The organism is Dongia sp., from assembly GCF_041918875.1.
In the GTDB taxonomy this organism is placed as follows: Bacteria; Pseudomonadota; Alphaproteobacteria; order Dongiales; family Dongiaceae; genus Dongia.
Genome location: NZ_JAYRUV010000005.1, coordinates 228,864 through 251,645, shown reverse-complemented (window position 1 = coordinate 251,645; position 22,782 = coordinate 228,864). Strand labels below are relative to the sequence as shown.

The window sequence follows — 22,782 nt, the reverse complement described above, 5'->3', positions numbered from 1 at the left end:
CTGCAAACGCTCATCCATGACACAGGTCTCTTTCCAAGGCATCGGCAAGTCCCCCTTGCCGACCATGTTGACCTGTTACCCATCTCTCCGGTCCAAACTGTTACCTATCTCTCCGGTCTATACCAGATGAAGGCCCCTCACCCCGACCCTCTCCCCGCTATCGCGGGGCGAGGGAGATTCGGCTGAGCTCCGTCCTCGGCCTGCCCCTCAATTCTCCAACCCCCGGCCCAGGCTCTTGGCCATGACCAGATAGAGCTTGCCGACATCGGCGGTGATGATGGCGGCGTTGAGGACGGCTTCCGGGTCGGCCTTGGCCGACTGGGTCAGCAGATCCTCGAATTTCTTCATGTACCGGTCGACGATGTCGTGGAAGCGCTCGTCGCGGCTGTAGCGCTGTTCGATCGCGGGGATGACGTAGGAATCCTTGTTGCGGAACAGGCGCCGGGCGAAGATCGAGCGGTCGCCTTCGCGGTAGCGCTTCCAGATATCCTCCGGGATTTCATTGTCGAGCAGCGAATGGATGTCGAGGGCGATGCCGTTCAGCTCCTCGATCATGACCGAGGCCGCGCGCAGGAAGCTGTCGCGGGTCGAATTGGTCTGGGTTTCGCGCAATTTGTCTATCCGCTCCAGCGCGATCTGCGAGGTCTTGGCAAGCTCCAAACTCTGCCCCCGGAAGGCTTCGCCCAGTTCGGCGGCCTTGGCCTGGGCGAGGTCGAGGGCGCGGCCGAAGCCTTCGGCCTGCCGTTCGAAGCTCTGTCCGATGGCGCCCACCCGGCCGGCGGCACTCTCGGCGGCGCGGCTCATCGATTCGATACGCTTGTCGATATCGGCGCCGAGGCCAGAGAGATGCTGGTTCATGCGCGCCGCCGCCTGGGCCAGCGATTCCACCTGGCGGTTCAGGATCTCGCTGGCCTGCTGCGCGTCGCCGCGCGCCCCTTCGGCGCTGGCCTTGGCGGAAAGGGCCGCGTCGGAAAATTCCTTGGCCTGGGCGCGGAGCTGGGCGCGTACCTGTTCGGCCATGTCATGGACGCGGATGGAGAGATCGGAAAGTTCCGTGATCTGCTCGGCTACCGCCGCCTTGACGCCGCTTACCTGCTGCGCCGCCTTCTTCGTGACCTGCGACAAGGCTTCGGCGCCGTCGCGGAAAAGCTGGATCGTCTCCTTGGCCTGGCGCGTGCTCTCGGACGTCGTGGCACGCAGGAACTCGCCCAGATTCTGGGCCGAGATGTTGAGGGTCGACAGCTGCTGCTGTCCTTCCTTGCCGACCGCAGCCAATTGTTCGACGCGCTGGCCCAATGTCACGTTGAGCTGCTGTTGGCGCCCGACCGCCTGGTCGGTGATGGTGGAAAGGATCTCCGCCTGCGAGGCGAGCGCGCGGCCCATCTGTTCCAGCTTGTCGCGCGCCATTTCGGAGGCCACCGATAGTTGCCGCGCATGACTTTCATAAAGGCCGGCCAGTTCGGCCGTGCGCCTGCCGCCTTCCTCGGTCGCCTGCTTCACAAGCTCGCTCTGGCGCGCCACGTCCTGGTGCAGGGTGGCGGCCTTTTCCAGCGCGGAATTGGCGACACCTTCGAGGGCCGAGAGACCGTCACGCATCTGCTGCTGCAAGGCGCCCGCCGTGCCGGAAGCCTTCTCGGCCGCGTCGCGCAGCGTATCGGCCTCGGTGCGGAAGACCGTGCCGATGACGCGCGCCTCGACCTCGACCTTCTGCGTCACCGCCGACAATTCCTCGATCTGCGTCTGCAGGGCCGCGCGGATGTCGGTGGTGGCGGACTGGGTGCGCGAGAGCGCGGCGGCAAGATCGTCGTTCTGCCGCATCAGGGTCTGGCCAAGCTCGATGGCCTGGATGCCGGCCTGCTCGGTGGCGGCTTTCAGATTGGCGGCGTTCTTCTGCACGATCGCCTGCAATGCCTCGGAAAGATCGCTGGCCTGGCGCTGCATGACGCGGCCCGCCTCCAGGGCGCGTTCGTTGATCTCCAATCCGGCGATGTTCACCTGTTTGGCCTGGTCGGCCAGGGCATCGCGCATGGCGATCGCCACCTGTGCCGCCTGTTCGGCGGCCTTGCCCAGCGTCACGGCCTGGTCGCTGGCGCTTCCCTGCAGCCTGTCGCCATGGGCGGCGATGTCGGCGAAGCGGCGGTCGATCTCGGCATATTGGCGGGCCAGTTTCTCGCGGATCGCCTCGCCGGCCTTTTCGCCGGCATCGCCCAGGGCCTGGCCATGCTCGGCGGTGATCGCCTCGAAGCGGCGCGTGCTTTCGGCCATCATGGCAGCGAGATTCTCGGCCTGGACGCGGGCCGCGGCGCCCAGCCCTTCCGTCTGCTGCACGGCGGCGGCGGTGGCGGCGGCGATCTCCTGGGCCTGCAGGCGCAAGGCACCCGCGAAATGCTCCGCCGCCTGCTTGGAGGCGTCGATCAGTTCGTCGCGCTGGGCATGAGTGACGCCTTCGAGCGCCGCCGAGCGGCTGGCAACCGCCTCGGCCGCCGCCACGAATTCGTCGGCCTGGCGCCGGAGGATATCGCGGAAGCCTTCGGCGGCCGCTTCCGCCGCTTCGACCAGATGGTCGCGCTGGCTGAGGATCGTGCCGTCGAGCGCCGTGGTGCGGGTGATGAGCGTGGCCGTGAGACCCTCCATGCCGGAAATCTGCCGCTCGATCTCGCCCTTGAGGCGCGCCACGGCGCCGTCGCCGGCACTCTGGATCGCATCGGCAAGGATCAGGCTTTCGCTCTTCACCGTCTCGCCGAGGCCCGCGACCTTGGCTCCCAGTGCATTCGCCAGCCGGTCGATCTCAATCTCCTGGCCGGCGAAGGCCTCGCGCAGGCGCGCCAATGTCTGTTCGGCGGTGGCCTGGAAGCCCCGGTCGAGCTTGCCGCTTTCGCTCCCCACCGTCTGCGACAGCGACGTCACCTTGTCGGCCAGGCGTGCCGCCATTTCATCGAGCGTCCTGGCATGCGCGTCGAGTTCACTGCGCATCTGGGCGCTGGCGGCGTCGCCCGTTTCACGCAGGCGCTCGCGCTGGGCGGCAATCGCGGTATCCAGGGCTGCAGCGCGTTCCAGCACGTCCCTGACATTGCCGGCGATGGCGGCTTCGTTGGCGCGCAAGCTGGCGCCGAGCTGCTCGGCATGATCGCTCATGGCCAGGCGCTGGCGTTCCGTCTCGGCGCGGAGCTCGTTCATGGCCTTGTCCCCCGCTTCCTGGAAAATGCGGGTCAGGCTGGTCCCTTCGGCATCGACGGCGTGGCTGAGCAGCGCCACCTTGGCGGCAAGACCCGCCGCCATCTCGTTGAGGCTGGCGGCATGGGTGTCGAGTTCGTCGCGAATCTGCGCGCTGGCGGCGCTGCCGGCATCGGAGAGGCGCTGGCGCTGCGCGGCAATGGCGCTGTCGAGCGAGGCGGCGCGTTCCAGCACCTCGTTCACATTGGCGGTGACGGCGGTCTCGCTCACGCGCAGGCGCTGGGCGAGGGTGTCGGCATGGCCGCTCATCGCAGCCTGCTGGCGCTCCGTCTCGGCGCGCAACTCCGCTACGGCCTTGTCGCCGGCCGCCTGCAGGGCCCGCGTCAGCGCCGTGCCTTCGGCATCGACGGCGTGGCTGAGCAGCGCCACCTTGGCGGCAAGACCCGCCGCCATCTCGTTGAGGCTGGCGGCATGGGTGTCCAGTTCGCCGCGAATCCGCGCGCTGGCGGCAGATCCGGCTTCGGCCAGCTTGTCGCGCTGGGCGGTCACGGTCGCATCCAGGGCCTTGGTCTCGGCGACGATCGCGGCGATGCTGGCACTAATCGCCGTCTCGTTCTCGCGCAGGCGCTGGGCGAGACGCTCGGCGGCGCGGTCGGCGGCCTGTTCCAGCAGATGGCCTTGCGCTTCGACGGTCTGGCCAAGGCGGCGGCTGGCGGCATCCTGCGCATCGCCAAGGACGGCGAGACGTTCCTCCTGGCGCTTGAGCAGGCCGGCGAAGCGTTCGGCATGGCCTTCGGCGGCACTGCCGAGTTCTCCGGCGGCACTCTCGACGGTCTTGGCAAGGGCCGCCTGACGCTCGTCCTGCGCGGCGCCGAGTTCGGCAAGCCGCGCCGTCTCGGCGTCGATATGCTGCTTCAGGCGCTGGGCGGCGGCATCGGCCGCCAGCGTCAGGCGCTGGCTCTGCGCGTCGACCTTGGCCACCAGTCCTTCGGTTTCCGTATTCGTCGCCGCGGCGACCGCCTCGATCGATTTCAGCATCTCGGTGAAACGCTGGCCGATCTGCTCGCCGACCCTTCCGGTCGATTCCTGGAAATCGCCGACCTCGGCGCGCAGCGCCGTCTTCACCGCCTGGTTCTGCTCGCTGATCTTGTCCATGAGGGCGCGGATCATGGCGGCGGTGTCGCCCGACATGCGGTCGAGCGAACCGCGGAACTGTTCGGCGGCGCTGAGGGCCGCGTTGGTCAGGCGCTCGGCCTGGCCGCGCGCGGCTTCTTCCAGGGCGGCGTTGTCGCTCTTGGCCCGGCTCGAGCTTTCCGCGATGATGTCGCCGATGCGACCCAGCGAGGTGACGAAATCCTCGGCCAGGCCCTTGGCGGATGCAACCGACAGGTCGCCCTCCTCGCGCATCTGGCGCTGGATCTCGGCGGTCTTGCGCATGACCTCGCCCACGGTCGCGGTCGCGGTGGCCGAGACCAGCTCGTGATGGCGCCGCAGCGTGTTGGCAAAGCGTTCGGCGCTGGCTTCGGCCTGGTCGTGCATGTCGCGGCTCTGCCGTTCGATCGCCGCCAGCACCGCGTTGATGCGCGTCTCGGTCGCTTCCGTTGCCGCGGCGATGTTCGCCTGCTCCGCCGCGGAACGGGATTCAAGCGCCGAGCCCGCCGCCGCGAAGGATTTGTCGAGGGCGGCCAGATGCGTCGCCATGCTGCGGTCGAGTTCGCGGTAGCGCGCGCCGGCCTTCTCCTCGGCCTCCTTCAGCGTCGAGATTTCCTGGGCGATCTCGCCGCGCATCAGGGCGAAGGCATCGGTCGTGCGCTCGGCCAGGCGCGCCGCCTGGGTGCTAAGCGCCGATTGCAGTTCCTCGCCGGCATCGATCGCCTGCGCCTTGGCCGCATTGATGCCCTGGAGCTGCAGCGCCAGCGCCTGGGCCACGTCATTGGCGTGCCGCCCGGCCTGCGCGGTGATCTCGACCACCACCTGGCGCAAGGCATTCTCGGCTTCGGCCGTGTTGCGCTTGCCGGCATCGATGGCATCCGCCGTGCCGCGCCCCAGCGCGTCGAGCTGCTGGTTGAACTCGCGCGAAGCCCGGCCGACGATCTCGCCGATCGAGGCCAGCTGCTGGTCGCCTGCTTCCGCCAGCGCCTTGCCCTCGCGCCGCGCCGCTTCGCCGGCCTCGTCGAGGCGCCGGCTGATGGCGGTGAGTTCGTTCCGGAGGCCCAGCGTCGCCTTCTCGGCACTGTCGGCCAGGATCTCGGCCTGACGCTCCACGGCATCGCGCACCGAGGAACCGTGGTCCAGCACGCGGTCGAGAATGGCGGCGATATCCTGGCGCCGCGTCTCGAATGCCGCGACGACGCGTTCGGCGGAATCCGCCGCGACACTCTCAAGGGCATCCTTTTCCAACTCGCCGGACCGTTTCAGGGCGGCCTTTTGTTCGGCCAGGATGGCTTGCATCTCGGCCAGCAATTGGCGCTGGGTGGAAAGCTGCGCTTCGACAGCGCGGGTCTCGGCACGGACCGCTTCGGCGGCATGGTCGAGATCGCCGCGCTGGTGCTGGAAGCGGTTCTCGACCTGCGCCAGGGCCGCCGCCGCATCCTCGGTCGCGGCTTTCAGTTCGACGGTCTGGCGGCGGATGGCATCGGCAACGGTGGCGACGCGGCTCTCCGCCTGCGGGTTGGGATAGGTCAGCATGTTGAGCTGTTGCGCGAGGAGCGCCGTCTGCCGCTCCAGATCGCGTCCGCGCATGACATAGCCGATGACGACCCAGACGAAGACCGCCGGCGAAAAGAAGGCGATGACGATCTGGGCGAGCTCCGCCGGCATCAGATCCTGCAGATTCTCGATCCCCACGGCCTCGGCCACATGCCAGCCATAGGCGCCGAACCAGCCCAGGGTCAGCAGCATGCCCAGCATCACGGCGCGCCGATGGTGCCGGGTATTCGGGTCGCTGCCGGCCGCCGCTTTCAGCAGGCCGCGTGCCGTCCCGGATTCCTGATCCCCCTTGCCCATCTTCCAAGACCCCTGTCACGCAATTGTTCGCCGCCCCTGCATCTAGACGGTGCGGCGTTGCCAGCCCCAACTTATAGTTCAGGCAGGATATGAAGGCAGGAGTCTAAGCCATTGTTTGCAAAGGTGCAAATGCCCCGGCTATGACCTCGGCGTGACAAGGCGGTGAGAACCGCCCCGGGATGGAAAGGGCCGGCTCAGGCTGCCTTGCTGCCCGGCTTCTGCAGCAGGCCGATGATCTCGGCCGCAGCCTTGGGGATGTTGGTGCCGGGACCGAAGATGGCGGCGACACCGGCCTCGCGCAGCATGGCGTAATCCTGGGCCGGAATGACACCGCCGCAGATGACGCGGATATCCTCGGCGCCCTGGTCTTTCAGCGCCTTGATGAGCTGCGGGACCAGCGTCTTGTGGCCGGCCGCCTGGCTTGAGACGCCGATCACATGGACATCGTTCTCGACCGCCTGGCGCGCCGCTTCCTCGGGAAGCTGGAACAGCGGCCCCACATCGACATCGAAGCCGAGATCGGCAAAGGCGGTGGCGATGATCTTGGCGCCGCGGTCATGCCCGTCCTGGCCCAGCTTCACCACCAGCATGCGCGGGCGGCGGCCCTCGCTGGCGGCGAATTCCCTGACGCGAGCCTGGATGGCGGCGAAATCCGGATCGTCGCGATAGGCGGCGCCATAGACGCCGGCGATCGAGCGCACTTCGGCCTTGTGGCGGCTATAGACATCCTCGAGCGCCGACGACACTTCGCCGACGCTGGCGCGGGCGCGCATCGCCTCGACGGCCAGGGCCAGCAGGTTGCCGCTGCCATCCTTCGCCGCGTTCCTGAGCGCATCCAGCGCCGCCTTCACCTGGGCGCCGTCGCGCCCGGCCTTCATCGCATCGAGCCGCGCGATCTGCTGTTCGCGCACCTTGCTGTTGTCGATGTCGAGCACGTCGACCTGCGGCTGTTCGTGCGCCTGATATTTATTGACGCCGACGATGATGTCCTCGCCCCGGTCGATGCGTGCCTGGCGCTTGGCCGCCGCCTCTTCGATCCTGAGCTTCGGCATGCCGCTTTCGACGGCCTTGGTCATGCCGCCGAGGGCTTCCACTTCGGCGATGAGCTTCTCGGCATGCGCCACCAGGCTTGCGGTCAATGCCTCGACATAATAGCTGCCGCCCAGCGGATCGATGACGGCCGGGATGCCGCTTTCTTCCTGGATCACCAGCTGCGTGTTGCGGGCGATATGCGCGGAAAACGGCGTCGGCAGGGCGATCGCTTCATCCAGCGCATTGGTGTGCAGCGATTGCGTGCCGCCCAGCACTGCCGCCATCGCCTCGATGGTGGTGCGGATGACGTTGTTATAGGGGTCCTGCTCCTGCAGCGAGACCCCCGACGTTTGACAATGCGTGCGCAGCGCCGAGCTTTGCGGATCCTTGGGGTCGAACTGTTGCATCAGCTTGGCCCACAGATAGCGCGCGGCGCGCAGCTTCGCGATCTCCATGAAGAAGTTCATGCCGATGGCGAAGAAGAAGGAAAGGCGCGGCGCGAATTCGTCGACCTTCAATCCCTTGGAAAGGGCCGCGCGCACATATTCAAGACCGTCGGCCAGCGTGAAGGCCAGTTCCTGCACCGCATTGGCGCCGGCTTCCTGCATGTGATAGCCGCTGATCGAAATCGAATTGAATTTCGGCATCTTTTGCGCGGTGAATTCGATGATGTCGGCGACGATGCGCATCGAGGGGGCGGGCGGATAGATATAGGTGTTGCGGACCATGAACTCCTTGAGGATGTCGTTCTGGATGGTGCCCGACAGTTTCGCCGCCGGAACCCCCTGCTCCTCGCCGGCGACGATGAAGGCCGCCAGCACGGGCAGCACCGCGCCGTTCATGGTCATGCTGACCGACATCTTGTCCAAGGGGATGCCGTCGAACAGGATCTTCATGTCCTCGACGGAATCTATGGCGACACCGGCCTTCCCCACATCGCCCATGACGCGCGGATGGTCGCTGTCGTAACCGCGATGCGTCGCCAGGTCGAAGGCCACGGAAAGGCCCATCTGCCCGCGCTTCAGATTCTCGCGGTAGAAGGCATTGGAATCCTCGGCCGTCGAAAAGCCGGCATATTGGCGGATGGTCCAGGGGCGGTTCGCGTACATGGTGGCGCGGGGGCCCCGCGTATAGGGGGCAAAGCCGGGCAGGGTGCCGACGATTTCAAGCCCTTCGAGGTCGGCCTCGGTGTAAAGCGCCTTGAGCTGGATGCCTTCGGGCGTCTCGCGGCCAAGGGTGGCGGGGTCGGCGCCCTTCAATTCCTGGGATGCGAGTTTCTGCCAGTCGGCCAGCGACTTCTTCGGAAAATCCGCCACGATGCTTCCTCCAACCCGTTCCGCGCATCTGTCCTGGCTTGCAAGCCTTTCGCAGTGCAGCATTTTGGGCACCGTAGCAGAGCCCGGGCGCGAAAGTCCAGAATCAGTGCCCGGAATCGGCGCAGGGTTAAGTCCTCACCGCGGCGTCACGCGCAGAATCCGGTCTTCGCCATTGTCGGTGGCGAGATAAAGGCTGCCGTCGGGGCTTTCCGCGATGTCGCGGAGGCGGCCGAATTCATCGTCGAGCAGGATTTCCGCTTTCGCCACCCGGTTGCCGTCGAGTTTGAGGTGATAGAGCCGCCCGGTCTTCAAGGATACGAAGAGGATATCGCCCTTCCAATCCGGAAAGGCATCGCCCCGGTAGAAGATGAGATCGGAGATGGCGATGGTGCTGTCATGCTCGAACTCGGCCACCGCCGGATGGTAATTGGCGAGGGCTCCGCAGGCATCCGTTCCATGGCAGAGCGGCCAGCCGTAATTGCCGCCCTTCTCGATCAGGTTGAGTTCGTCCTGCGTGTCGGGCCCATGCTCCGTCGACCACAAGGCGCCGTCCGACGGGCGGAAGGCCAGGCCCTGCGGATTGCGGTGGCCATAGCTCCAGACGAAGGACGTGGCGAAGGGATTGTCGGCGGGCACGCTGCCGTCGCGATTGAGGCGAAAGATCTTGCCGCCCAAAGCCGTTCCATCCTGCGCCGCTTGCGCGTCCGTCGCATCGCCCATGCTGGCAAAGAGAAAACCCTCGGGCGAGATTTCCACGCGGCAGCCATTGTGCCATCTGGCGCCGGGGAGGCCGTCCAGCAGCACTTGCTCGCCCGAGAGTATGTTGTCCTTCAGCGTGAAGGCGGAAAGCCGGTTGCCCGGCGACAGGGTCCAGCCGGTCGAATAGCAGAGATAGAGCCGCCCGCTGCCGGCGAAATCGGGGTCGAGGGCAAGACCCATGGCCCCCGCCTCGCTCTCGGCGCGCACGTCCGGCATGCCGCCGACCGCCTGCTTCCGCCCCGATGCCGCGTCGATGATCTGCAGCCTTCCCGGCCGCTCGCTCACCAGCAGGTCGCCATCCGGCAGCAGCGCGATCGACCAGGGATGCTCCAGCCCGTCGGCAAGCGTGGCGACCTTGAAGGGGAGCTGTTGCGCCTGGGCGGCGGTGGCAAGGGCGATCATGAAAAGCGCGGCGAGCCCCAAGGGATGACGCATGGTTTCTCGTCCTTTCCGTCATACCCGGGCCGGCCCGAGCATGGTGAATCAGTTGGTCCTGCTTGCAGCCCCAGTCAACCTGGCTGGGTCAACCTGGCTGGGTCAACCCGGCTGGTTGATCCAATCTTCCCGTGCATTGGGAGCCGATGTCGGGCGCGAGCCCTGCGCCAGGGCGCCACTGACAAGGAATTGACGAACATCAATTAATGAATGCGGCATCTCGGCGCAGGGGACCGCGCCGTGTTGAGAGTCATTCTCAACCCTAATAGGTTGTGCCGGATACGCTTGCATTGCCGGTAGCCAGATCGCCAGGGCCGAAGCGTCGCCATTGGAGCGAAGAGGGCAGATCGTGGCAGACCACACCCCGTTTCCCCGTCCGGAATCTTCCCGTCCGGAATCGTCCCGTCCCGCTGTCGGCCGGCGTAGCGTGCTGGCCGGTGCCGGCGCGGCGCTGATTCTGTCTCGGATATTTCCCGCCATCGCCGATCTGCCGCGCCTGCCCGAACTCACCCTCTGGGGACCGCCGGCCGGCCCATCCGTCACGCTGATCCATGCCATCGCCAGCGGGCTGCTGAAGCCGCTGGCCGACAAGGTGAGTTTCCGCTCCTGGCGCTCACCGGACGAATTGCGCGCCGGGCTCACCTCGCAGACGATGGACGTCTTCATCCTGCCAACGCAGACGGCGGCCAATCTCTACAATCGCGGGCTGGGTGTCAGGCTGTTGAATGTCATGACCAACGGGCTGATGCACATGGTCTCGGCCGACAAGGGCCTGACGACGATTCCAGCATTGAAGGGACGCAGCGTCTCGGTGCCGTTCCGCAACGACACGCCGGAGGTGATTTTCCGTCGCCTGCTGCAGCTGCATGGTCTGGAACCGGAAGGAGACCTGTCGGTCACCTTCTCCGGGACCGCGGTCGAAGCGGTCCAGCTGCTCGCCACCGGCCGCGTCGAGACGGCATTGCTGCCCGAACCAGCAGCCACGCTGGCATTGTCCAGCAGCGGTGTCATTACCCGAGAATTGTTCCGTACCATCGACATCCAACAGGCCTGGCATGCCGCCACTGGACTCGGCGCCAAGCTGCCGCAGGCTGGGATCGGCGTCACGGAACGCTTCCTCGCTCATCATGCCGGTTTGGTGGAGGCATTGCATGCCGGCCTGGTGGCCGCCGCGGCATCGGTCAACGCGCAGCCAGCGCTCGCGGCCGCCGATAGCGCGCAGGAGCTTTGGGTGCCGGCGGCAATCGTCGAGGCATCCATCCCCTACAGCAATCTGGTCGCCGAACGGGCGCGCGATGCGCGGCCTGCGCTGGAAGCGGTGTTCCGCTCGATAGCCGAATTCGATGACAAGATCATCGGCGGCAGACTGCCGCCGGCGGATTTCTATCTCTGAGGCGGCGCCATGACGCGCGCCATGACTGATCGCCTGGGTCGGTTCGGTCGCTTCCTCTGGGCCGGCTGGAGCGGCATGGCCGGCATCGCGTTGTTCGCGGCGCTGTGGCAGGCGGGCAACGAACGCTACGGCGATTTCATCCTGCCGGCGCCGGTCGATGTCGCGGGCGCGGCCTGGGCCATCTTGAGCGAGACAAGGAACTGGACCGTTGCCGGTCTCACGATACTGCGCGGCGCCGAAGGCTTCGGACTGGCTACGGTAATCGGCATGGCGGGCGGCCTGACGGCCGGCTATTCGCCAGCCATCATGCGGCTGTCGCGGCCGATTCTCACATTGCTGGTGGGCGTGCCGCCAATCGCCTGGATCGTGCTGGCGATGATCTGGTTCGGCTCCACCGACGCCACCGTGATCGTCACCGTGGTCGTCGCCATTACGCCGGCGATCTTCATCAGCGCCGCCGAGGGGGCGATGACGCGCGATCGCGGATTGGAAGACATGGCTATGGCCTTTGGGATCGGGCCGTTCGGCCGCCTCGGCAGTATCGGCTTGCGCCATGTGGCGAGCTATCTGTTCCCAGCACTTTCGGTATCGCTCGGTTCGGCGATCAAGGTGGCGGTGATGGCCGAGCTGCTGTCCAACATCGGCGGCATCGGCGGCGCGCTGGCCATGTCGCGTGCCACGCTGGATATGCGTGGCGCGCTGGCATGGACCTTGCTCGCCGTGATCGGTGTGATCGCCATCGAATATCTGCTCCTGCGGCCTGTCCAGTCCGAGCTGGAGCGCTGGCGCGACGCCGCGCGCCCCTGGGGCGTGAAGCGGTAGGGGGTCACGTACATCATGGCCGAGCGCATATCCCGAAGGCTGGATGAGGATGGCTGGCGGCGGATCCGTAACGCCAGCATATTCGCCTCGCTCAAGGACGACGATTTCCGCAGTGTGGCCAGCGAATTGCGATGCGACGTCTACGACAAGGGTCAGGTGCTGTTTCACGAGGATGAGCTGGCGGGGGCTTTCTATCTGGTTCTCGAGGGCTGGATTCTGCTGCTGCGCGACAAGCCCGATGGCAGCCGCACGGTGATCAAGATACTGGGACCGGGCGAATCCTTCGCCGAGGCGCTGGTGGCGGAAGGCGAGCGCTATCCAGTCACCGCCGAGGCGGCCTCGCCCTGCCGTGTGGCGCGGTTCGATTGCGCCCGCTTCCGCGCGCTGGTCACGGCCAATCCGCAGATCGGCCTCGCGATGATCGCAGCCACCTTCCGCCAGATGCGCCGGCTGGTGGACCAGATCGAGCATCTGAAAAGCTGGCCCGTGGAACGCCGCGTCGCCCGCACATTGCTGGAGATGTGCGGTCGCACGGACCGCAATGCCTGCGATTTCCATCTGCCGGTCGAACAGACACTGATCGCGGCCCGCCTGTCCATCACGCCCTATACCCTGTCACGGGCGTTGAAAAAGCTCGGCATCGTCGGGGTCGGCGCCAGTTATGGCCGGATTTCGATCCGGGACATGGGCCGGCTCCGGGCCTATGCCGACGGCGAATAAGCTTCGAAAACGGAAAAATCACCCGGACTTGCTCCAGAGCAAACTAACAGCGGCGGATCGAGTCTAGTTGATAATGACTATCATTTGCGTAACTTGGGGGACAAGAATGAAACCGACCATCACCGATCCGGCTCATGCCCGGCTGCTCGCCGCGACGGCCTTCAGCCTGATCTTGACCAGCCTGATGTCGGGCAGCGCGCTGGCCCAGTCCGCCACACCAGGCTCGGTGATCATGCTCGACCCGATAACGGTCGAAGGCGAAGGGGACGATCCCGAGGATGCCGCGCAGCGCCGGCTGGAGGCGATCCCCGGCGGCACGGCCCTGGTGACGACGGACGATCTCGAAGGCATGGCCAACGTCACCATCGGCGATGCGCTGTCTGCCTCGCCCGGCGTGGTGGTGCAGGATTTCTTCGGCGGCAACGACCAGCCGCGCATTCAGATTCGAGGTTCGGGCCTGCAGCAGAATCCGGTACAGCGCGGCATCCTCGCGCTGCAGGATGGCCTGCCGATCAATCAGGCGGACGGCTCCTATATTGTCGGCCTCGCCAACCCGCGCCAGGCCGAGCAGATCGAAATCTATCGCGGCTATACCTCCAATCGTCTCGGCGCCACGGTTCTGGGGGGCGCCCTCAACTTCATTTCGCCGACAGGCTCTTCCGCGCCCGGCGTCACCGCCTTGCTGGAAGGCGGCAGCTTTGGCCAGATCAACGCGGCCGCGCAGGCCGGCATGCGGATCGGCGAGGGCGACGCCATGCTGCAGGTCAATCGCAGCCAGCGCAGCGGTTTTCGCGACTACAACGATTCCGAACGCACCAGCGTCGATGCCAATTTCGGCGCCAGGCTGACCGATGACGTGTCGACGCGTTTCCTGCTGGGCTATACCGACCTGGATTTCGATGTCGCCGGCCCGTTGCCGAAAAGCTTGCTGAACAGCGACCCGGAAAGCGTCTATACCGGTCCGGGCTCGGGTCTGGGCCCGGGACCCAATGTTGTGCGCGACGAGCCACACCGCGAAGCCACCCAATTGCGGCTGGGCAACCGCACCACGGCCAGCATCGGATCGCATATCTTCGACATTGCCGCCGGCTATACCCGCACCGAAGACGAGTTCCGCTATCCGGTCTCCGCCGGCGTGCAGGCCACCGACAGCGACGATTTCACCGTTGTCGCTCACTATGCCTATGCGCCCGACGCCAGCCAGCCGCTGCCCTTGTTCGAGGGCAGCCTGCGCTATGCCACCGGCTCGGCGGACCGCGAATTCTATGTCAACCGTGCCGGCAGCAAGGGCGCCCTGTTCGGCCGCAACGAACTGGATGCCAGCACGCTGGCGGTAAATGCCGGGTTCAATCTGCCGATCCACGATACAGTGAGCCTGTCGCCGGGCGTCACGGTCGCTTATGCGACGCGCGACAATGACGACACCTATGAGTCGGCGACCCGCCCCACCTACAACGCGGTTTCCGGCGCGAGCGGCACGGTGACGGCGCGGGATACCAGTTATTCGCGCGACTATACCGGAATCAGTCCGAGCCTCGGCCTATCCTATCGGCCGCATCCCGATCACATGCTGTTCGGCGCGATCAGCCGCAGCTTCGAGCCGCCGACCCATGACGATCTGCTGGCCACCAGCGGCGGCACGCCGAATTCCGGGCCGACCGGATTCACAACCACCGATCTCGACGCCCAGACCGCGACGACCGTGGAGGCCGGTTGGCGCGGCAAGGTCGGTATCGTCGATCTGGATGTCGTGGCCTATTACTCCTGGGTCGAGGACGAGATTCTCAGCCTTCGCGATTCCAGCGGCGTGTCGCTTGGCGCGGTGAATGCCGACAAAACCCGGCATCTTGGCCTGGAACTCGGCGGCACGGCGCATCTCATGGACGATCTCGACCTTCGGCTGGCCTATGTGCTGCAGGATTTCCGCTTCCATAACGATCCGGTGCGCGGCGACAATTACCTGGCCGGCGCGCCGCGGCACCTGATCAACACGGCACTGCGCTATGACGTGACGCCGGAATTCTGGGTCCAGGCCGAATTGGTGTGGTCGCCGACCAAGACACCGGTCGATAACATGAACACGCTGTATGCCGATCCCTATGTCACGGTCGACCTGCGCACCGCCTACGATCTGACCGAGACGGTCAGCCTCTATGGCCAGGCGCGCAATATCTTCGACAAGACCTATGCGTCCTCGACATTGATCGTCGATCAGGCGCAGGGCAATCAGGCCGCCTTCCTGCCGGCCGACGGCCGATCGTTCTACGTCGGCGTCAAGGCGAAGTTCTGACCGCCGGATGAACCAGCCGGACGAAAACTGTCGGCCCATCCTGTCGCTTAGCGGCATCGACCATGCCTATCTCGGCCGCACGGTGCTGAGCCGCATCACGCTCGACCTGTTCAGACGCGAGGTCGTCGCTCTCGTCGGTCCATCGGGCTGTGGCAAAAGCACGCTCGTCCATATTGCCGCCGGCGTGGTCAATCCGCTGCGCGGCCGGGTCGAGCGGCGCTACAATCAGCATGGCATGGTGTTCCAGGAGCCGCGGCTGCTGCCCTGGGCCAGGGCACGCGACAACATCGCCTATCCGTTGCGCCATCGCCGGATCGGCCGTGGCGAGCGGGATGAGAGGGTGCGGGCGGCAGCTGCCCGCGCCGCTCTCGATCCACTCGACCTCGACAAGTTTCCAGTCGAGATGTCGGGCGGCATGCGGCAGCGCACCGCCATTGCCCGTGCGCTCGCCATGCAGCCGGACCTGGTCTATTTCGATGAACCCTTTACCGCCCTCGATGTGGCGCTGAAGCGCCGTATGCAGGATTTGGTGATCGCGGCCAGCCGGGATGCCAGTTTCAGCGCCCTGTTCATCACCCATGACCTGACGGAAGCGGCCCGCATCGCCCACCGGATCGTCGTGATGGATGCGCATGGTGGTGGTATCCTCGGCGAGCGGACGGTTCCCGGCCGCCCTGGCGACCGCACGGAAGGCGATCTGTTCAGGTTGGTCAACCAGTTCGTCACGCAGGATCCGCTGTTCCGCCACATTCACGATATCGATGAAAGGCGGATCTCGTGAGGCTTGCGGAATCGGCCGCCGCGCCACGGCTCGCGGTGATCATGGGCGATGAAGGGCTGCGGCTGTTCTTCCCGCCGGCCGCGCTGCATGGGGCCCTATGGCCATTCCTGTGGACGGTTCTCTATGGCCTCGACATGCCGGTAGGCGGCGATATGCCGCCGTCGCTGTGGCATGCCACCGAGATGATCTTCGGCACTTACGGCGCGGCGCTGATCGGCTTCATCACCACCGCCATCCCGGAATGGACCGACAGGCCGCGGCCGAAAGGACGGACCCTGTTCGCCTTGGCCGGCCTGTGGGGCGTGGGGCGCATTGCGGGTCTGATCGGCAACGACATGCTGGGCATCCTCGGCGGCCTGGCGGACAGTTTGTGGCTGCTGGCGCTGGTGGCCTATGTTGCGCGCAGCTGGATCGCGCGGCCGCATGTGCGGCTCTTCGCGCCGCTATTCTGGCTCGGCGGATTGGCGGCGGCCGGTATCGTGGTGCGTGCCGCCTTCGCGCTGGGCGATGCCGCCCTCGCTCACGAAACGATCCTGATCGCCGGCCTGATGTTCCTCGGCCTGCTCGGTGTCGTGCTGGCACGCGTCACCGTGCCGGTCACCAACCTGGTGCTCGACCCCAGCGAGGTGACCTCGCCCTATCGGCCGCATCCCGGGCGCATCAACCTGGCGCCCGGACTGGTGCTGGTGGTGGTCCTGGCGCAGATCGCGGGTCTTTCTCCCGCAGTGACCGGCTTCCTGTTCATCGCATCCGGCGCGGCCTTTATGGACCGCGTGGCCGAGGCCTTTGTTGGGAAAGAGGCGTTTCGTCCGGAAATCGTGGCGCTCTCATGTTCCAGCATGTTCAGTGGCGCGGGGCTGATCCTGGTCGGGGCATCGCGGCTGGGTGCACCCTTTTCCGAGACTCCAGCACTTCATCTGGCGCTGATGGGGGGACTGGGCATCGGCGTGCTGAGCATTTTCGCCATCGCCGGCCTCATGCATACTGGCCGCCGCCTGCCGCTGCCGCGTCTGGCGGTGATCGCGCTGGTGCTGATGGCAGCCGCCGTGCTGCTGCGCGTGCTGCCCGAACTGGGCGTGCTGCCCTGGCCGCCCGGTCCGCCTTACGCCCTGGCTGCAGTGACCTGGGCAACGGCCTTCCTGCTATGGCTCAGGGGATATTGGCCGTTCCTCTCGACACCCAATGCCGAAGGCGACGGTTGCGGTGACCGGGAATTAAGTCCGGCTTCCGGCTGACGAGCAAATCCCCCGACACCCTAGAGATCCATCAGCGCGTCGATCTGCGCCTGGTCGACGACGTGATTGTCGCCATGGATGACGGCCGAGGCCTGGCCGATGAGATCCTGCAGATTCTGCGAGGCGCGCGCGGCCACGTGGCGGGCCTGGTCCTCATTGCCTTCCGCCAGTACCAGGTCGAGCCGCTTGATCGAGATTTCCACCAGCCGGTTCATCTCGCGTACCAGCCGGTCGAACGGTTCCTTGTACTGGGGCGGCGAGAAGGGATAGGCCTCGATCGCCAGCTCCCTGTCGGCGATACCGGAATGGCGGAAATGCTCGGCATATTCCAGCGGCTGCCAGGCTTTGCAATCGTCGAGACATTCCGGCGCGTCCGGGACGATCTCGAGCAGCATGATCACTTCGTTGATGTGATTGAGATAGTCGGTCGCGAGCAGCGAGATTTCGTTGACATTGGATCCCGCGGCGCGCGCGGAGAGTTCGCGAAAGCGCCGGGCGGCCTGCTCCGGATCCGGCTGGGCTTGGGTCGCAGTCATGAATCCTCATTGGCCAAAAAGGCCCGCCGCGTCAAGCGGATAGCGCGGAACGGCACGCGGTTATGGTTAAAATATGGAAGTCATGGCGTCATCCGGTAGAAGGTCAGCTTCTCGGCGAAACCTTTGAGCGTGGCACTTTCGGCACGGATATCGAGGCCGGCCAGTGTCGGCGCCACGGCGGGATCGTCGCGCATTTCCTGCGACAGGACGATATCGCCGCCCTGGCTCTGTCCCTGCAGGCGCGCCGCCATGTTGACCGTCGAGCCGAAATAGTCGAGCCGGTCATTGAGCGTGACGGCGATGCTGGGTCCCTGATGCACGCCCAGCTTGATGACGATCCGGCGACCGCCCGCCGTACCGCTTTCGCCGATACGGCGCTGGATGTCGAGCGCGGCTTCCAGCGCGTCACGCGGGTTGGCGAAAGCCGCCATCACCGCATCGCCGATGGTCTTCACCACGGCACCGTCATGGTGGCGGATGATGTCCGCCATGAAGGCGAAATGATCGCGCACCAGATGGTAGGCGCTGGCATCGCCGATCTGCTGATAGAGCGCGGTCGATGCCCTGAGATCGGAGAAGAGCAAGGCGACGCGGCCCACCGATACCTCGTCGCCCGGCCGCAGCACATCGTCGGAGAAAAGATCGCGGAAGGTCTGCAACGCGGTGACGCGGTCGGCGGTCAGGCAATCGGCCAGCCAGTGGCGGCTTTCGATCACGGCGATGCGCGGCCTTCCGCTCATATTGGCAAAGCGCAGCGTGCCTGCCGGCTGGGCAGCGCCGACGTTCACCGCATCCTCCTCCAGAATGAGCGATGGGAAGGAGAGGCCGTCATGCTCGATATCGGCGGCCGGTCCCGGTTCCAGCGTGCGCAGGCGATAGGGACCGGCCGCGAGATGGCCGGGCAGGTCGCGCACTTCGCCGGGCTGCAAATGGATCTGCGCGCGCACATGGGGCACCGACATCGGCCCCCACATGCAATATTCGCCCGATTCCAGCGGCCTGATCGCCGCTGCCGGACGGAAGCTCGCTTCGACATTCTTCGAGAAGTCGCGCTCGTAATCGATATTGCAGGACGAACAATGGGCCCCTGTCGGCAGCCGGTCGAGTCCGCCGACCCAGGCCTTGGCGACGCGGCAGCGCGGGCACAGCAGATCCCAGCGCAGTTCGAGGAGGCCCGCTTTCACCGCCTGCAGGCAGAGTTCGATCGCGTGCCGCTCCGGCACCTGCCAGAGCCGCGCCAGACCGATCGGGCGGATGTGCCACAGATCGACCTCCTGCGCCGTCAGGACATGATCGGCCAGACGCTGCGCCAGCCCATGGCCGTTGGGCGTCGCCTCGATATCGGCCACCGTCAGCGCCACCTTGGCTTTCGCGTCGGCGCCAGCCTCGGGGGCCGTATAGGTGAAGATCGTGGGCGTCTCGCCGCTCGCGAAACGATCGGCTTGCCCGACCAGGCGGCCGAAGGTTTCACCCGATGCCTTGAAGAAATTCGTGGCGAGCAGCAGCCGGCCGAGCCAGTTGCGCGGGGCGGCACTCAGCGTATAGGTGCCGATGGCGTTGCCCGTCGCGGGATCGGCCGACAAGGCGAGATGGGCGCCCAGTTCGCCGAACGGGCCGCTGGAAAAATCGCGGATATGTTCGAAGAATTGTTCGGCTATCCAATTGACCGGCCGCTCCCGCCATCTGAGATGCAGCGGGCCCAGCTTTGCCTCGCCATGATAGGCGACGCTGCCGTCGGCCTGCGCGATCTCGACGATCTCATGGCGCGGCAGCTTGGCCGCTTCGTTGAAGCGCGCGGTATCGGCAAGAAGCGGCCAGATTTTAGCCGGCGGATTCCGGAAGGTCCAAGACCAGGTCCTGCTTTTGCGGCCGCTCATGCTGCTCCTTCGGGGATGCGAGCGTTACGCGGTATTATCGGCGCTGGATCACCCGCCGATCAAGCCGTTGCCGCGAACAGGGCCCTGAAATGCTCCTCGGCGATGATGCCGGCGGGCGGGACGCCGCTGGTCTTCAGCCGGTCGCATGCGACCCCGGTGAAGTTCGTCTCGCCGAAGCGGCAGCCGCGCAAGGTGACGGGGAATTCGCGCGTCATGCCGTTGGGCAGGTGCGCCGTCTGCATCTTGAGATCGGCGCCGCTGAAATTGGTCCGCCGCAGGATCGCCTCGCTCAGGTTTGCGCCGCGGAGGTCGGCGCGCGACATGTCGGCGCCGGTAAGATCGGCATGGCTGAAATCGGTGAGGTCGAGGATCGCCTTGACGAACTTGGTCGAACGCAGGCGCGTATGCACGAAAAGGGCCGCCGACAGATTGCGCCCGGTGAAGTCGACACCGGAAAGATCCATGGCGGAGAAATCGGCGCGCGCGCCGATGGCGCCGGAACTTTCCACCCACTGCTCGTGCGCCAGCACCAGATCGCCGATCTTGAGCGCCGCCTCGACCGAATCGTCGACGGCGATCGCTTCGGAAAGGTCGAGGTTGGTGTAGGAGGCCTTCTCGATTTCGACGCCGAAAATATTGGCGTCCTTCAGGATGGCGCCGTCCAGCCTGGCGCCTTCGATGGCGGCCCGGTTGAGGAGGGCGCCGCTGAGATTGCAGCCCTGCATGTTGGCGCCGCGCAGATCGGCATCCTTGAGCGACGATCCGGTGAAGTCCGCCTGGCTCAAATCGGCATTGCGCAAAATGGCGCCCGAAAGATCGGCCTTGCGCACGACGGATGCATGCAGCCTGGCGCCTTCCAGATTGGCGCGCGTCATGCCGGTGCGGTCCTGGCTCGTGGCGACGACGGCCCGCTCGGCCGGCTGGGTATGGCCGCCGACATTGACCATCAGCGAGCCGTCGCGAAAATCGGCACCGCTCAGCACCGCCTCGCTGAAATCGGTGCCCTGCAGGTGCGCGCCGCGGAAATCGGAACCGCGGCAATCGGCGCGCAGCAGGATGGAACCCGCAAGATTGGCGGCGAAGAAATCGACCTCGTCCAGCTTGGCTTCGGTAAGGTCCGAATTCAGGATCTGCACGCCGGTCAGCTTGGCGCGCGTCAGCACGACGCCGGGCAGGCCGAAATTCTCGAGGACGACCAGCGACAAATCCCCGCGCTTGCCGCCGCGTTCCTGCCGCAGCCAACGCCGATGCGCGACCAGCGTGGCCCTGAGAATATCCATATCCATGTTCGGTCTCGTTGCTTCCCCAACAAGACCGGAAGTTAACCATAGAATTCTTAAAGATTCCAGTGCTGGTAGTTAATTAGCCTCGGATCTCTAATATTTAGTGGAAGTATTATTAAGAATGCTTCCCGATATAGGAATATTCCTTGTATTCATTTCGGCTTTTTCGAGGAGTTGTTTCCTAATCCAGCTTCCGCCACCAATCTGGCGGCCGCCTCCCTGGCAGCCTGCGCCTTCTCGGGACCGACGGTGGGGAAGGCGAGACCCAGCCCGCGCAATGCATCGATCGCGATGCGCGCCACGGTGAGGCGCGCGAAAGGCTTGTCGTCCGCCGGCACCACGAACCAGGGTGCCGCCTTGCTGGCTGTCGCCTTGATCGCGGCCTCGTAGGCGTTCATGAAGTCGGGCCAGCGCTGCCGGTCGCGCAGATCGTCGGGCGAGAATTTCCAGATCTTGTCGGGATCCTCGATCCGCGCCAGCAGGCGCTTCTTCTGTTCGGCCGGCGAGATGTTGAGCAGGATCTTGCGCAAGACGATGCCGTTGCGCCCCAGATAATCCTCATAGGCCGCGATATCGGACAGCCGCTCGTCCCAGATGTTCTTGCCGACCGCCTGCCGCGGCAGGCGCTGCCCATCCAGGAAATGCGGATAGACGCGCACCGCCACGACTTCCTCGTAATAGGAGCGGTTGAAGATGCCGATGCGGCCGCGCCGCGGCATGGCAAGGCTGCAGCGCCACATGAAATCGTGCTCCAGTTCCATGCCGGCTGGCGCCTTGAACGAGGTCACGTCGACGCCTTGCGGATCGACGCCCGACATCACGTTCTTGATGGCGCCGTCCTTGCCGGAGGCATCCATGCCCTGCAGGATCAGGAGCAGCGACCAGCGCCCCTCCGCATGCAGCCGTTCCTGCAGGCTGTTGAGTTCCTTGCTGCAGGCCTCAAGCAATTCCTCGTTCTCGGCCTTGCCCGCATTGCCGTTGCCCGGCGCCGTCGCGAAATCCTTGAGGCGGAAACCCTTGCCGCTCTCGACGCGGTAGGGGGCGATGTGGTCGGCCAGTCCTTTCCGGCCGTTCTTCTTTCCGTTCCTGCTGTCCGGTGTCTTCATGGCGTCACCACGATATTGCCCATCGTCATACCCTTTTCCACTGCCTCATGCGCGCTGGCGATCTCGGCCAGCGAGAAGGTCGCGGCGATCGTGTGCTTGAGACGGCCCTCGCGCAGCATGCCGCTCAGCGCCGCAATCGCCCGCGCGCGCAGGGCTGGCGGCTGATTGTAGACGATAAAGAAGCGATAGCCGATATTGCTCAGGATCGACGGGCCGAACGGCACCGTCCCTTCGCGCTGGCTGGAACCGTAAATGGCGATGAGGCCGTAATCGGCCATCGCCTGGGGCAGCCAGGCGATGTTGCCGGAAAAATCGACCTCAATGGCGCGCGCCACACCCTTGCCATGGGTGACGCTGCGGATGCGCTCGGCGACATCCTCCAGTTTGCGGTCGATGACGATTTCCGCGCCGGCCGCGCGCGCATGCGCGGCCTTGGCGGCCGAACTCACCGTGGCGATGACGCGGGCGCCTTTATGTGCCGCCATCTGCACCGCGTAATGGCCGACGGCGCCGGCACCGCCATTGACCAGCACCCAATCGCCCTGCTGCACGCCGCCATCGGTCTCGACCCCCTGCCATGCGGTCAGCGCCGGAATGCCAAAACAGGCGCCGGCGGCAAAATCGGTTCCGTCCGGCAGCGGCACGGCCTGTTCGGCCGGCAGGGTGACGAATTCGGCGGCCGTGCCGAAGGGGCGGTTCCAGCGCGCGTTCCACACCCAGACCCGCTCGCCGACGCGCGCTTCCGGCACGCCGGCACCGACCTGGTCGATAATGCCGGCGCCGTCGCTATGCGGCACGATGCGCGGATATTGGCTGGCGGCGCTGCCGGTGCCCGAGCGCATCTTCACGTCCGACGGGTTGACGCCGGAGGCGGCGATCCTGACCCGGACCTCGCCCGCCATGGGGCTGGGGTCGGGCAGCGTTCCCACCCGCAGGACCTCACGGGCGGGGCCCAGTTTTTCATAGAATGCCGCGCGCATTTGACGTCGTCTCCCCGATCGGCGGGTCACGGAAATA

General features: G+C 65.8%; 14 protein-coding genes. 6 read left to right on the top strand and 8 right to left on the bottom strand.

Features of this window, described 5'->3' with window-relative positions; all coding sequences use genetic code 11:
• Positions 1–207 precede the first annotated feature (207 nt).
• From ACE3TY_RS07780 to ACE3TY_RS07770, 3 genes are all read right to left on the bottom strand, one after another.
• The gene (locus ACE3TY_RS07780; RefSeq protein ID WP_374652459.1) at positions 208–6,180 is read right to left on the bottom strand and encodes a hypothetical protein; all 5,973 of its coding nucleotides are present in this window, start codon (positions 6,178–6,180) and stop codon (positions 208–210) included.
• Between the two features lie 194 nt (positions 6,181–6,374).
• Complete coding sequence (scpA, locus tag ACE3TY_RS07775; RefSeq protein WP_374652458.1) at positions 6,375–8,528, bottom strand: methylmalonyl-CoA mutase; 2,154 nt, start codon at positions 8,526–8,528, stop codon at positions 6,375–6,377.
• Between the two features lie 135 nt (positions 8,529–8,663).
• Positions 8,664–9,722, bottom strand: coding sequence for a sorbosone dehydrogenase family protein (locus tag ACE3TY_RS07770; protein ID WP_374652457.1), 1,059 nt, complete (start codon positions 9,720–9,722; stop codon positions 8,664–8,666).
• A gap of 349 nt (positions 9,723–10,071) precedes the next feature.
• Between ACE3TY_RS07770 and ACE3TY_RS07765 the strand changes: the two genes are divergently transcribed.
• The 6 genes from ACE3TY_RS07765 to ACE3TY_RS07740 all read left to right on the top strand — a co-directional run bounded on the left by ACE3TY_RS07765 (position 10,072) and on the right by ACE3TY_RS07740 (position 16,963).
• Positions 10,072–11,115, top strand: a complete 1,044-nt coding sequence (locus ACE3TY_RS07765) for an ABC transporter substrate-binding protein (RefSeq protein WP_374652456.1) — start codon at positions 10,072–10,074, stop codon at positions 11,113–11,115.
• 21 nt (positions 11,116–11,136) lie between these two features.
• Positions 11,137–11,937: an ABC transporter permease gene (locus tag ACE3TY_RS07760; RefSeq protein ID WP_374652455.1), complete on the top strand. Its 801-nt coding sequence runs from the start codon at positions 11,137–11,139 to the stop codon at positions 11,935–11,937.
• A 15-nt stretch (positions 11,938–11,952) separates the two neighbouring features.
• Positions 11,953–12,657, top strand: a complete 705-nt coding sequence (locus ACE3TY_RS07755) for a Crp/Fnr family transcriptional regulator (RefSeq protein ID WP_374652454.1) — start codon at positions 11,953–11,955, stop codon at positions 12,655–12,657.
• Between the two features lie 106 nt (positions 12,658–12,763).
• Positions 12,764–14,947 (top strand): TonB-dependent receptor family protein, encoded by a 2,184-nt coding sequence (locus ACE3TY_RS07750; protein WP_374652453.1) that lies wholly within the window; start codon positions 12,764–12,766, stop codon positions 14,945–14,947.
• A 7-nt stretch (positions 14,948–14,954) separates the two neighbouring features.
• Positions 14,955–15,728 (top strand): ABC transporter ATP-binding protein, encoded by a 774-nt coding sequence (locus ACE3TY_RS07745; RefSeq protein ID WP_374652452.1) that lies wholly within the window; start codon positions 14,955–14,957, stop codon positions 15,726–15,728.
• Positions 15,725–16,963: an NnrS family protein gene (locus tag ACE3TY_RS07740; protein WP_374652451.1), complete on the top strand. Its 1,239-nt coding sequence runs from the start codon at positions 15,725–15,727 to the stop codon at positions 16,961–16,963. The genes ACE3TY_RS07745 and ACE3TY_RS07740 overlap by 4 nt, the downstream gene beginning before the upstream one ends.
• A gap of 20 nt (positions 16,964–16,983) precedes the next feature.
• On the opposite strand, the gene ACE3TY_RS07735 is transcribed toward ACE3TY_RS07740, so the two are convergent.
• The 5 genes from ACE3TY_RS07735 to ACE3TY_RS07715 all read right to left on the bottom strand — a co-directional run bounded on the left by ACE3TY_RS07735 (position 16,984) and on the right by ACE3TY_RS07715 (position 22,745).
• Complete coding sequence (locus ACE3TY_RS07735; protein WP_374652450.1) at positions 16,984–17,499, bottom strand: hypothetical protein; 516 nt, start codon at positions 17,497–17,499, stop codon at positions 16,984–16,986.
• A gap of 80 nt (positions 17,500–17,579) precedes the next feature.
• Positions 17,580–19,376 (bottom strand): adenylate/guanylate cyclase domain-containing protein, encoded by a 1,797-nt coding sequence (locus tag ACE3TY_RS07730; RefSeq protein WP_374652448.1) that lies wholly within the window; start codon positions 19,374–19,376, stop codon positions 17,580–17,582.
• 59 nt (positions 19,377–19,435) lie between these two features.
• Positions 19,436–20,662, bottom strand: coding sequence for a pentapeptide repeat-containing protein (locus ACE3TY_RS07725; protein WP_374652446.1), 1,227 nt, complete (start codon positions 20,660–20,662; stop codon positions 19,436–19,438).
• A gap of 149 nt (positions 20,663–20,811) precedes the next feature.
• Positions 20,812–21,765, bottom strand: coding sequence for a polyphosphate kinase 2 family protein (locus tag ACE3TY_RS07720; protein ID WP_374652444.1), 954 nt, complete (start codon positions 21,763–21,765; stop codon positions 20,812–20,814).
• On the bottom strand, positions 21,762–22,745 hold the full coding sequence (locus tag ACE3TY_RS07715; RefSeq protein ID WP_374652442.1) for an NADPH:quinone reductase: 984 nt from the start codon (positions 22,743–22,745) through the stop codon (positions 21,762–21,764). Before ACE3TY_RS07715 ends, ACE3TY_RS07720 begins: the two co-directional genes overlap by 4 nt.
• Positions 22,746–22,782: the final 37 nt, after the last annotated feature.